The following is a 12,846-nucleotide window of genomic DNA, read 5'->3' as shown; positions in this document are numbered from 1 at the left end:
GACGGGACAGGGGAGACCCCGCAGGCGGCTTTAGCGGCGAGGAGGCTTCCCGAACCGCCTGCGGAAAGCGAAGCGCCTAAAGCACAAATCAACAGCCCAGATTAACACAGCAAAAAATAAAAAGAGGCCATTATGGTCTCTTTTCATATTGTTTCCTAATTTTCAAAGCCTTTACCGGATCGTCTGTAATAATTGAAGTACAGTTTAGTTTATAAAGCCTCTGCATATCAGTATCTTTATTAACAGTATAGGGTCTGACAGCTATTCCATTTTCAATTGCACCTTTGATAATTCCATCTGTTACAGACACTAACTTCGGATGAATCCCTTGAGCGCGAATGGATTGAGCATAAACCCATGGCATATAGAGTCGCTCATTAAATAGAGGGGCTGTCTCGATTTCAGGCGCTGACCGATAACTTAAGACAATACTGTAGTGATTAAAAGAAGAAATGATAATCCGATTACTCAAATTAAATCTTCGAACAAGATGAATTACCTTTTCTTCCATTCCTTCATACGGAAATAGATTATTTTTCAACTCTATGTTACAAACAAGTTGATTGGATTGCATCCATTCAAGAACCTCAATCAATGAGGGGATAGGCTCTTTATTCACACCTTTTTTATTGGCATTTAATTTTCTTATTTCTTTAAAGGTGAAATTTTTCACGAAGCCCTTACCACTCGTTGTCCGATCAAGTTTTTCATCATGGATGACAACCACTTCACCGTCCTTTGTTAACTGGACATCCAGCTCTAAGCCGTCGGCTCCTGCCTTTTCAGCAGCAATAAATGCACTCATTGTATTTTCAGCAAACGCTGAAGAATAACCTCGATGCGCAAAAATCTGTGTCATTTTTTCACTTCCTAACTAAATGAATGGAGGATCACAATGAAACCTTTACAATTATCACCTGAAACTGCCATTAAGCTTGCCGAAAAATTAAATGTTCCGTTAGAACAGCTTATGCATATGCCTCAGCATATACTTATTCAAAAATTAATGGAACTAGAAAAAGAAAAATAAATGAACTTAGGACATAAAAAAGCCTTCATTCCCGAAATGAAGGCTTTTTTTCATTATATTATTGGTCTTTTCATGAAGCCTTATGCTCTAAACGAAGCTTATCAGCAACCATAGCAATAAACTCGGAGTTTGTAGGCTTTGCCTTGGACATACTTACTGTGTAACCAAATAATGATGAAATGGAATCGATATTTCCACGGCTCCATGCTACTTCGATGGCATGACGTATTGCACGCTCCACACGGCTTGCTGTGGTGTTATATTTCTTTGCAATATCAGGGTATAACACTTTCGTAATGGAACCAAGTAATTCAATATCGTTATAAACCATTGAAATGGCTTCACGCAAGTATAAGTATCCTTTGATATGTGCTGGAACACCAATTTCATGAATAATACTTGTAATGCTGGCATCTAGATTTCTCGGTTTATTTTCAGTATGTGAACGATAATTTCCCGAAGCTGCCTTCCTGCTTACCTGACTGGTTTTACCGCTTACTTGACGGATATGATTGCCTAAATTCTCCATATCAAAAGGTTTCAAAATAAAATACGAGGCACCAAGCTCTACAGCCTTCTTTGTAACGTCTTCTTGTCCAAATGCAGTCAACATAATAACATTTGGAATTGCTCCCTTTTTGAGCTCTCTTAAGCGCTCTAGGACGGCTAAACCATCTAGGTGAGGCATAATAATATCTAAAACGAGTACATCCGTATCCGTTGATTCAAGAAGCTCTAAACAATCCTGACCATTATGAGCAATACCCGCAATTTCCATATCATCTTGGGAAGAAATATAGTCCTCTAATAATCCAACTAATTCCCTATTATCATCCACGACACAAACTCTAATCTTTTTCACTTTTATATCCTCCTCAAGTCCAAATGGTCATATCTCTATTTTACATTAATTTTTTATTCTCTTAATTCTATTCTAAATTAGAAATTCGACAATGCAACTAAAATTCCTCTAGTTTTTTTAATATTTCTTAAAATAGTGAGAAAATCTTATCTTTTCTTTGTTTTCCTTTAAGTTTCGACTAAATTCGCACTTATTCCAGATTATTCCTTGATTTTGTCGAAATAACTTTATGTAAAAACAAAATAGGCTTTTATCGCCTATTTTGTTTGAATTACTGATTTTAGTTTTAACTAGCCTTTTCTATAGGTTTTTCGTATATGTTAATTCCTGCTTCATTTAACATCCATTCAATGTGTACTCCATAACCAGAGGTTGGATCATTGACAAAGACATGTGTAACTGCTCCAATTAGCTTTCCGTCCTGGATAATTGGACTTCCGCTCATCCCCTGAACGATTCCACCAGTTTTTTCTAAAAGCTTCGGATCTGTTACTTTTAAAACCATGCCTTTTGTTGCTGGAAATTTCTGCGGAATCGTGCTGACAATTTCAATTTCAAATTCTTCTACCCTGTCATTATCTACCACTGTTAAAATTTTTGCTGGACCTTCCTTCACTTGGTGAGATAAAGCAATTGGCAGTGGTTTATCCAAAATTCCGTTCTTTAACTCTTTATTTAATACTCCGAATATGCCAAATGGGCTGTTTTTTGTGATGTTTCCGACAATTTCACGGTCTGAAGAGAATCGTGCAAGCTTTTCTCCTGGGTCGCCATTACTGCCTTTTTCAATGGAGGTAACCGTAGACCGAACGATTTGACCATCTTCTACTACAATTGGCTTTTTCGTATCCATATCAGAAATGACATGCCCGAGGGCACCATATTTTTTAGATTGTGGATGAACAAATGTCATAGTTCCAATCCCTGCAGCTGAATCACGAATATATAATCCAAGCTTATAGGAGTTTTCTCCCTCATCTTTAAGGGGAGTTAGTTTCGTTGTGAACTTACCACTATCCCTGCTAATAACCATATCTAATGCTTTTCCGCTTTGTCCTGCATTTTGTACAAAGGGAGCCACATCTGTCATTTTTTCAATTTTATTACCATTGATTTCTGTAATAATATCACCGATTTTGATACCTGCTATTTCACCAGGTGATTTTTTTCCATCCTCAGTATTAACTAAATGGTGACCTACGACCAATACGCCAACCGTATTTAATTTAACACCGATGGATTGTCCGCCTGGCTGGACTCTGAAATCCTTTAAGACATTTACATCGACCTTTTTAACGGGTATCCCTGCGAACTCTAATAGCATTTCTTCTTTGCCTGAATCATTTGCTTTTAAGGATACATTGTTTTTATCTTGTTCAAGTGTGATATTTGAATTGAGAGATACTAAAGAGGCTGATACCGGTACAGCCTTTTGAAAAGTAAAATCTTGTCCTTCAAAGACTGTAATGGTCTTTGGTATATCAAGGTACTGCTGAAATGGCTGAAAATAAAGAAGGCTGATTAATGAAACAAGGAGAATTCCACCAATGATCTTTCTAATTATTTCTAACTTCAAAATCTTCACTCTCCTCGCTTTGCGTTTCACTCACATCGAAATGGCTACATCTTTAATTTTGCCTCCATCAGCTGCATTTATAACCTAAGACAACATAAAAAAGCTCCCCTAATTGGGAAGCTTTTCAATTTTTTTATTTTCAGATGCTAAAAATAGTAATTCTTCGGCATGTTTTTTCGTTAAATCGGTAATTTCAACGCCAGAAATCATTCGGCCAATTTCCTTTATCTTTTCTTCTACACTAAGTGGACTGACTGAAGTTTTAGTTCGTCCGCCTTTTGTCACTTTAGAAATAAACAAATGAGTATCTGCCATTGCAGCAACTTGGGGCAAATGGGAAATACATAATACCTGTGAATCGACAGCTACTTTATAAATTTTTTCAGCGATTGATTGTGCTACCCTGCCGCTTACGCCAGTATCCACCTCATCAAAAATAATGGAAGTAACTCCTTGGTGTTTCGAAAAAATACTTTTAAGCGCTAGCATTATCCTTGACAATTCACCGCCAGAGGCAATTTTTGATAATGGCTTCAAAGGTTCACCCGGGTTTGTTGAAATAAAATACTCCACGTGATCCACACCGTTTTTTGTAAAATGTGGCAAGACGGATTCAAAACGGATTTCAAAAACTGTTTTTGCCATATATAGTTCTTTCAACTCATTATGAATTAATTTTGTCAACTTCCCAGCCCAGCGTTTTCGGAGCTCCGTCAGCTGTTTGGCTTCTAGACTTAAGTCCTTTTTAATGGAGGCTAGTTGTTTCTCTAATTGCCCTATATGTGTTTCTTTATTTTGCAATGTTTCTATTTCTTCTTCAATTTTCGCTGCATATTCTAAAATTTCTTCAATTGTTTTTCCATATTTCCGTTTTAATTGATTAATTTCATTTAATCTTTCTTCGATTTGATTTAACCGCTGTGGATCATATTCTAATTCATCTAGTTCATTTCTCAATGTGCGGGAAGCATCCTCTAATTGATAAAAGCTGTTCATGACGGATTCATATAATTCTTTATACGCGGAATCCAATGCTTGAGCGTCTTCAAGCTGTCCCATTACCAAACTAATCCAATCTAGCCCCTTTTGTTCTCCTGTAAGGGCAGTATAACTGGATTGAATCGCATCAAAAACACGCTCAAAATTCACAAGCTTTCTCTTTTCTTCAAATAACTGCTCATCTTCGTTAAGCTTTAAATTTGCATTTTGAATCTCGTCAAATTGAAATTGAATTAAATCTAATCGATGTGCTGTTTTTTGCTCATTCTCACTTAAAGACTTAAGTTTATGAAAAGTTTGTTCATAGCGATGAAATACTTCTTGGTATTCTGCCTGAGAACGAGAAATTTCCTCAAACCCAAATTGGTCAAGTAAGAGTAGATGCCTGCTCTCATCCATTAAATCTTGGTGTTCATGCTGACTATGTATATCAACTAAGGTAGAACCCACTTCCCGTAGAGTTGAAATGGTCACAAGCTTACCATTGATTCTACAAACACTTTTGCCAGTCCGCGAAATATCCCTTCGTAAAACAACCATTCCTTCTTCAATTTCTATTCCGAACTCAAATGCTTTTGAAAACACCGGATGGTGCTCATCTATTTGAAATAGACCCTCAATTTCTGCCTTATCTTCCCCATGTCTGACAAACTCAGCAGAGCCTCGACCTCCTACCAGCAGATGAATAGCGTCAATAATTATAGATTTTCCTGCACCCGTTTCTCCTGTTAAAACAGTCAAACCCTTGTCAAACGTAATGGCAAGGGCCTCAATAATGGCAAAGTTCTTAATCGATATTTCTGATAACATGGTCCTTTCCCCCCATTACAGCATGTCAAGGAAACGATTTGTGATCGTCTCTGTATCTTCAGGTGTACGACAGATGATTAAAATCGTATCGTCCCCACAGATGGTTCCTAATATTTCTTCCCAGTCAAGATTATCAAGTAATGCACCGATTGCCATCGCATTTCCAGGCAGACATTTCATTACTAGTAAATGTCCAGCAGAATCTATTCGAACAAATGCATCCATTAACGATCTTTTTAATTTTTGCAATGGATTAAATCGTTGGTCTGCTGGAAGGCTATATTTGTATCTGCCATCTAACAATGGGACTTTAACCAAGTGCAGCTCTTTAATATCCCTTGATACAGTTGCTTGCGTTACATTAAACCCAGCACTTTTTAGCTCGTCAACAAGCTCATCCTGTGTTTCAATATCATTATTGGTGATAATTTCTCTAATTTTTATATGACGTTGACCTTTATTCAAATCATTCACCCCGTAATCATCAGAACATTTAGGTATTTTGTACAAAAATGTCGCTTATACCAATATGTTAGCCCATTTTGCCTAGGATGTACAATGATTATTCAAGAGAAAAACTTGTCAAAATTAAAAAAGGAAGGATAAGCATATGCTCATCCTTCTACATCTTGTTTGGATTTAAATTCTAGATGGGAGTCTTTCACTATTTGCGAAGGCTCGAAAGGCAATTGATTTTGACCTTTATCTTGCTCCCCTATCCATCTGAGGTGAAGAAGAAACTCAATATTCCCGTCCCCCCCTGTGATAGGAGAAAAGGATAAATTAACCACATTAAATCCTTGTTCAAGAGCAAAATCGACAATTTTATTAACAACCTGTAAATGTACTTTTTCCTCGCGAACGATACCTTTTTTTCCAACCTGCTCACGACCAGCTTCAAATTGCGGTTTAACAAGTGCAACAATATCACTGTCAGGAACAAGAAGTGTTTTTAATACAGGTAAAATTAACTTTAAGGAAATAAAAGAAACATCGATGGTTGCAAAATTGGGCATTTCTCCTGCCAAATCTTTTGTTGTTACATACCGGAAGTTGGTTCTTTCCATAACCACTACACGTTCATCCTGACGTAGCTTCCATGCAAGCTGATTATATCCTACATCCAAGGCATAGGACATTTTGGCACCATTTTGCAGAGCGCAGTCAGTAAATCCTCCCGTAGAAGCACCAATATCCAGCATAATTTTATCCTTGACTGTCACATCAAAGACCTTCAACGCCTTCTCAAGCTTAAGACCGCCGCGACTGACATAAGGGAGCACTTTTCCTTTTATTATCAGCGGGATATCTACTTTTACTTTTTCTCCAGGTTTATCTAAACGCTCCTCGTTTGAATAGACCAGCCCTGCCATAATAGAACGCTTCGCCTTCTCCCGAGTTTCAGCTAATCCTCTTTCAACTAATAAAACATCTAAACGCTCTTTGTTTTTCATTACTTATGCCCTTTGTTGTTTTTTTCGCGCAAGTATAGTCATTCTTTTAACAACCTCAGAAGTAGTCATCCCTATTTCCTCTAATAGTGAATTAACATCTCCATGCTCTATAAATTTGTCCGGTATCCCCATTCGGTCTATTACTTGATGATAAAAACCTTGATCATGTGCGTATTCTAATACATAGCTTCCGAATCCGCCCTGGAGAATTGCTTCTTCTATGGTTAGGATAGGGGTGTTCTTTGAGAATAACTGATTGAGCATTTTTTCATCTAATGGCTTTATGAACCGCGCATTAACTACCTTTACTGAAATTCCTTGTTTCTCTAGAACTTCTGCTGCCTCCATTGCCATTGGGATTGTGGTACCAAAGGTTAAGATAGCACCGTCTTCGCCTTCCTTCAAGACCTCCCAGGTGCCAATTGGAATGCTCTTGAATTCTTCATCCATTGGAACACCTAAGCCATTTCCTCGAGGGAATCTCATTGCAATTGGACCATCATCATACTTTAGAGCAGTATAAACCATATGCTGCCCTTCATTTTCATCCTTAGGCATCATTAACACGATATTAGGCACATGTCTTAAAAAGGCAATATCAAATACGCCCTGATGGGTTTCACCGTCTGCTCCTACTAACCCAGCCCGATCAATTCCGATGAAAACATTAAGATTCTGACGGCAAATGTCATGAACAACTTGATCATATGCCCGTTGTAAAAATGTCGAATAGATGGCTAAAAATGGCTTCATATTTTGGGTCGCTAATCCAGCAGCTACAGTAGCAGCATGCTGTTCAGCTATCCCAACATCGTACATTCTCTCTGGAAATTCACTAGCAAAGCCCTCTAGTTTAGACCCAACAGGCATCGCAGGGGTAATCGCCACAATTCGCTCATCCTCGCGTGCAAGCTTGCGAACTGTTTCACTAACTAGGCTGCTCCATGCTGGAGGGGTTTTATCAGACTTAACAAAGGCACCGGTATCCATCTTATATGGCCCTGTACCATGCCATGTACCTTTTGTATCGCTTTCAGCAGGGTGAAAACCTTTTCCTTTTTTCGTGATCACGTGTAGAAGAACTGGTCCTTCCGTTTTTTTGGCATAGCGGAAATTTTCAAATAATGCTTCAAAATCATGCCCATCCACTGGACCTAAGTACGTAAAGCCCATTTCCTCAAAAAACATACCTGAAACAAATAAATATTTTAGACTGTCTTTAACACGTTCAGCAGTTGCTGCGAGTTTTCCTCCGACAGCTGGAACCTTCTTTAAGAATAATTCTAACTCATCTTTAACCCACTGATATTTACCAGCTGTGCGTAATTGGCCAAGGATATTATGAAGAGCACCTACATTAGGAGCAATTGACATTTCATTGTCGTTCAGTATGACAATCATATTCTTCTTTTCATGACCAATATGGTTTAATGCTTCTAACGCCATTCCACCTGTTAATGCACCATCTCCAATAATCGGCACAATAAAGGATTTCTCTTTTTTCAAGTCTCTGGCAATGACCATTCCCATCGCAGCGGAAAGGGATGTTGAGCTATGTCCCGTTTCCCAAACATCATGCTCACTTTCAATTCTTTTCGGAAAGCCGCACAGTCCTTTATATTGACGCAATGTATCAAATTCGCTAGCCCTGCCTGTCAGTATTTTATGAACATAGGACTGATGTCCTACATCCCAAATAAATTTGTCTTTGGGGCTGTCAAAACATTTATGTAAGGCAATTGTTAATTCGACAACACCTAAATTCGGTCCAATATGGCCTCCAGTTACAGACAGCTTTTCAATCAAGAATTTGCGTACCTCTTGACTTAAAGCCTCTAATTCTTGATTTGACATCCCTTTTAAAAAGGAAGGGTCTTTTATTGATAACAGATCCATTTTAGGACCACTCACTTTCATACTTTTTCTTTCAGTCTACTATTTAAAAATAGCCGCTAACACTAATAGTGGTAACGGCATTAACAAAGTTTTCTTCATTGACAACAATTATAACACAATTACTTTGTTGTTCAAATACCAGTTATATTAGTGGTCTCTAGATGCCACAAGGTCTGCAATTTCACTAAGAAGATTGATATTAAGCCCAGTCTTTTCTAAGTATTGTTTGGACAAATTTAATTGCTTTTGTAACTCTTCCTTCGCACCCTCCATCGTTAATAGCTGTGGATAGGTACTCTTATCATTAGTGGTGTCACTTCCAACAGGTTTACCAAGTAACTCTGGATTGCCTTCTAAGTCTAAAATGTCATCCTGTATTTGAAAAGCAATCCCAAGATGATGGGCAAAAGAAGAAAGGTTCTCTAGTTGCTCCTGATTTGCCCCGCCTAACAACGCACCTGCAATGACACTAAATCTTAAGAGTCTTCCTGTTTTATGTATATGTATATACTCAAGCTCTTCAATGGTTAGAGTTTTTCCCTCTCCTTCCATATCCGCTACCTGACCGCCAACCATTCCTTCACTGCCTGCAGCTTTGGCCATTTCGGTTACCAGTCGTAGTTTCGTCTCACTCGAAGCATTTTCGTTTGGAATCTGTCCAATTACCTCAAAACTGAAGGTTAATAAAGCATCGCCGGCTAGAATGGCAATTGCATCGCCAAACACTTTGTGATTCGTTGGTTTCCCTCTTCTAAGGTCATCATTATCCATACTTGGCAAGTCATCATGGATTAATGAATAAGTATGAATCATTTCTATTGCTGAAGCAGCTAACAGCCCAATTTTAGGATCTTTTCCAAAAGCAGCAATGGTAGCAAATACTAGTAAAGGACGAATTCTTTTACCGCCTGCTTCAAGAGAATATTGCATGGCTTCTTTAATAATAGGAGGTGCCTTTAGCTTTTGCACCAAGGTTCGAAGCTCTGATTCAAGCAGTTGTTTATGTTCTTGTGTAAAAGCATCTAGAACTTTAGTACTCAAAGCCTATTCCTCCTCTTCTATCGTAAAGTTTTGTTTCCGTCCGTCCTCCGTAATAATCTGTGTTAATTGTTCTTCAACACTTTTAAGCTTATCATGACATAGCTTGGATAGTTCCATCCCTTCTTTATAAAAGATAATTGCTTCTTCTAAAGGGACATCTCCTTCTTCAAGCTTATCCACAATTTGCTCAAGCTTATTCATTGCTTCCTCAAAGGAAATCTTTTGTTCATTACTCACGGTTTTCGCTCTCCTTTATATTCTGTACATTACAGAGAAGGCTGCCATCTGTTAATTGAATTTGAAGTGGTTCGTTCTCTTTAACTTGTTTAATACTTTTTATTAATTCATTATCATTTGAATAGACGAGGCTGTACCCACGTTCCATTATTTTTAACGGACTTAATGCCTGAAGGGTTGAAATAACCCTATCGAATTCTGTTTGTTTCTTTAAGAGAATTTTCTCCATTGCCCGTCCGATATCTTTTTGTGAGCGGTCAAACCTGCCCGCTGCATCGCGTAAAGCTACTCTTGGATGGTTTCGTATCAGACGATTGTGTACAGTTTGATGCTGTGACCTTTTGACGTCTGACAATCGAGAGGCACCACGAACAAGCAGTTCTGTTAATTTATCTACCTGCTCAAGCTTTTGCTCGTAAAGACGCTGTGGGTACCGAAAAGCATAGGATTTTTGAACTCTGTCTAACCGTTGCTTCTCGTATCGGAATAGGCTATTCATCGACTGGAGCAAACGGGTTTTCCGCTGCAGCAGTCTTTCTATTAATTCATCTATATGTGGTACAGCTAACTCAGCAGCAGCAGTCGGAGTTGGTGCACGCATATCAGCAACAAAATCTGCAATTGTAAAATCTGTTTCATGTCCAACAGCAGAAATGATAGGAACTTCAGATTGAAATATAGCCCTAGCAACTAATTCCTCATTAAAAGCCCATAATTCTTCAATTGAACCGCCTCCACGCCCAACTATAAGCACATCAAGGTTATCCAGCTTATTTGCCTTCTCAATAGCTTTAGCGATAGAAGGAGCGGCATTTTCACCTTGTACGAGTGCTGGTAATACGAGAATATTTGCAATCGGATAACGTCTTTTGATCGTTGTGATAATATCTCTTATTGCCGCCCCTGTTGGGGAAGTAATGATGCCTACCGTCTTCGGATAACTCGGAATTGACTTCTTACGTTCTATCGAAAATAAGCCTTCCGCTTCAAGTCTTTTTCTTAACTGTTCATAAGCTAAAAATAACTCACCAATTCCATCCGGCTGCATTTCTTTTATATATATTTGATATTGACCACTTGGTTCATAGACAGAAATATCTCCTTTTACAACCACCTTCATGCCGTTTTCTGGCGAAAACTTCATTGTCCGTGATTGGCTGGAGAACATAACTGCAAGAATGCGTGCTTTTTCATCCTTTAAGGTAAAGTACATATGCCCGCTCGAATGCTGTTTAAAGTTTGATATTTCACCTCTTACATGAACATCCTGCAAATGGGGATCAGCATCAAATTTTCTTTTTATGTATTTTGTTAATGCCAATACAGATAAATACTTTTTTTCCTGCATTACGAACTCCTTTTTAGGACCGCAGCGTATTTTTTGCTGATTTAAGTGTGTTATACATGAGCATCGTAATGGTCATAGGACCTACACCCTTTGGAACTGGAGTAATATAACCGGCTTTTTCGACAACTTCATTAAAGTCAACATCTCCGCAAAGCTTTCCAGCTTCATTTCGGTTTATCCCAACGTCAATAACGACTGCACCTTCTTTTACATGATCGGCTTTAATAAAATTAGCGATACCAACTGCTGCAACGAGTATATCAGCCTGTGATGTTTGAGCCTGTAAATCCTTTGTCCGTGAATGACAGTACGTTACAGTTGCATGCTGATTAAGAAATAACTGACCCACTGGCTTTCCAACAATATTACTTCTCCCTACAACTACTACATGTTTGCCAGCAACAGATATACCAGTCTCCTCTATGAGCACCATGATTCCAAAAGGGGTACATGGTAAGAACGCATCTTGACCGGTCATCATTCTTCCGATATTAATGGGATGGAATCCGTCAACATCTTTTAAAGGTGAAATAGCTTCTATTATTTTAATTTCATCAATATGCTTTGGCAGTGGCAGTTGAACAAGGATACCGTGGATTGCTGTATCTCCATTCAACTCCTCGATTTTCAACAGTAATTCTTCCTGTGAAACCTCTTCAGGTAACTCAATAAGCACAGAGTGCATGCCAAGTTCTAGACAAGTTTTTTCTTTATTTGTTACATATGTTCTGGATGCATGATTATTCCCTACGAGAATGACAGCAAGTCCTGGTGTTACACCTTGTTCCTTTAGCTTTTTTACTTCCTCAGCGATTTCTACCTTTTTCTTTGCGGCTATTTCCTTACCATCAATAATTGTTGCAGTCATAATGTTTCCCCTCCAGTAATACTCAATCTATTTATTCGCTAATCAGCTGCTGTTTTACTTTTGATAATACACCATTAATAAATCGGCTTGATTGTTCATCTCCGTAGATTTTAGCAATTTCTATTGCTTCATCTAAAATAACATTTTCAGGTGTTTCATTTCTGAAATACTTTAATTCATAAATGGCTAATCTTAATAAGTTTCTGTCTACAGTTGCTAAACGGTCCATCGTCCATTTTTCAAGGTTTACTATGATTAATGGATCAATTTCATTTTTATGTTCAACCACTCCTAACACAAGCTTAGTTAGGTAGTCATCTCCTGACTCCCCTTCTAAAACATGTTCAATTGCAGAAGCTGGCTCTGTATTACTTACATCGATTTGAAAAAGAGCTTGTAGCGCCTTTTCCCTTGCAGTTCTTCTTTTCATTATACCGTTAACTCCTTTAGAGATAATAATTAATTTTTGTCTAATTTCATACAACAAATGCATGATATTGTTTTGTACATAAAAAGATAATAGCATAACTAAAATTGATTCGCACTGTAATACCTTATTTTTACCTAGAAGCAGTATACTAATAACCGTAAAAAAAGAAAAAAACCAAAGGATTTTCTCCTTTGGTTTGGGCTGTGTTTAATTAGTCTGTTGATTGTAACGAAAGGCACTTCGCGCACCTTAGGGCGGTTAGGGGAGCCTCCTCGGCGCTTAAGCGCCTGCGGGG

12 protein-coding genes and 1 pseudogene are annotated in these 12,846 nt (G+C 38.2%); 1 reads left to right on the top strand and 12 read right to left on the bottom strand.

Annotated features, from left to right (window positions below):
* Positions 1-130: 130 nt before the first annotated feature.
* The gene (locus CHI06_RS04180; RefSeq protein ID WP_095247171.1) at positions 131-859 is read right to left on the bottom strand and encodes a glycerophosphodiester phosphodiesterase; all 729 of its coding nucleotides are present in this window, start codon (positions 857-859) and stop codon (positions 131-133) included.
* 36 nt (positions 860-895) lie between these two features.
* Between CHI06_RS04180 and CHI06_RS04175 the strand changes: the two genes are divergently transcribed.
* Complete coding sequence (locus CHI06_RS04175; RefSeq protein ID WP_090758317.1) at positions 896-1,030, top strand: YycC family protein; 135 nt, start codon at positions 896-898, stop codon at positions 1,028-1,030.
* A 70-nt stretch (positions 1,031-1,100) separates the two neighbouring features.
* Here the strand turns inward: CHI06_RS04175 and spo0A are convergent, their stop codons facing one another.
* From spo0A to nusB, 11 genes and pseudogenes are all read right to left on the bottom strand, one after another.
* Entirely contained in the window at positions 1,101-1,892 is a 792-nt protein-coding gene (spo0A, locus tag CHI06_RS04170; protein WP_095247170.1) for a sporulation transcription factor Spo0A, read from the bottom strand.
* A gap of 286 nt (positions 1,893-2,178) precedes the next feature.
* Positions 2,179-3,477, bottom strand: coding sequence for a SpoIVB peptidase (gene spoIVB, locus CHI06_RS04165; protein ID WP_373558132.1), 1,299 nt, complete (start codon positions 3,475-3,477; stop codon positions 2,179-2,181).
* Between the two features lie 99 nt (positions 3,478-3,576).
* The gene (recN, locus tag CHI06_RS04160) at positions 3,577-5,277 is read right to left on the bottom strand and encodes a DNA repair protein RecN (RefSeq protein ID WP_095247168.1); all 1,701 of its coding nucleotides are present in this window, start codon (positions 5,275-5,277) and stop codon (positions 3,577-3,579) included.
* Between the two features lie 15 nt (positions 5,278-5,292).
* Complete coding sequence (ahrC, locus tag CHI06_RS04155; protein WP_095247167.1) at positions 5,293-5,742, bottom strand: transcriptional regulator AhrC/ArgR; 450 nt, start codon at positions 5,740-5,742, stop codon at positions 5,293-5,295.
* A 149-nt stretch (positions 5,743-5,891) separates the two neighbouring features.
* On the bottom strand, positions 5,892-6,731 hold the full coding sequence (locus CHI06_RS04150) for a TlyA family RNA methyltransferase (protein ID WP_095247166.1): 840 nt from the start codon (positions 6,729-6,731) through the stop codon (positions 5,892-5,894).
* A pseudogene (gene dxs, locus CHI06_RS04145) lies at positions 6,694-8,627 on the bottom strand (1-deoxy-D-xylulose-5-phosphate synthase). The gene CHI06_RS04150 and the pseudogene dxs overlap by 38 nt, the downstream one beginning before the upstream one ends.
* 147 nt (positions 8,628-8,774) lie before the next feature.
* A complete protein-coding gene (locus tag CHI06_RS04140) occupies positions 8,775-9,668 on the bottom strand; it encodes a polyprenyl synthetase family protein (protein WP_095247164.1) in 894 nt (297 codons plus the stop codon).
* 3 nt (positions 9,669-9,671) lie between these two features.
* A complete protein-coding gene (locus CHI06_RS04135; protein ID WP_095247163.1) occupies positions 9,672-9,905 on the bottom strand; it encodes an exodeoxyribonuclease VII small subunit in 234 nt (77 codons plus the stop codon).
* Entirely contained in the window at positions 9,898-11,253 is a 1,356-nt protein-coding gene (xseA, locus tag CHI06_RS04130) for an exodeoxyribonuclease VII large subunit (protein ID WP_095247162.1), read from the bottom strand. Before xseA ends, CHI06_RS04135 begins: the two co-directional genes overlap by 8 nt.
* Positions 11,254-11,266: 13 nt before the next feature.
* Positions 11,267-12,121 carry a bifunctional methylenetetrahydrofolate dehydrogenase/methenyltetrahydrofolate cyclohydrolase FolD gene (gene folD / locus CHI06_RS04125; protein WP_095247161.1) on the bottom strand — a complete coding sequence of 285 codons (855 nt, stop codon included), beginning with the start codon at positions 12,119-12,121 and terminating at the stop codon, positions 11,267-11,269.
* Positions 12,122-12,152: 31 nt separating this feature from the next.
* Entirely contained in the window at positions 12,153-12,551 is a 399-nt protein-coding gene (gene nusB, locus CHI06_RS04120; RefSeq protein ID WP_095247160.1) for a transcription antitermination factor NusB, read from the bottom strand.
* Between the last annotated feature and the right edge of the window lie 295 nt (positions 12,552-12,846).

The organism is Bacillus sp. 7884-1 (genome assembly GCF_002272245.1).
Lineage (GTDB): Bacteria > Bacillota > Bacilli > Bacillales > Cytobacillaceae > Neobacillus.
This window is presented reverse-complemented; position numbering and strand designations above follow the sequence as displayed.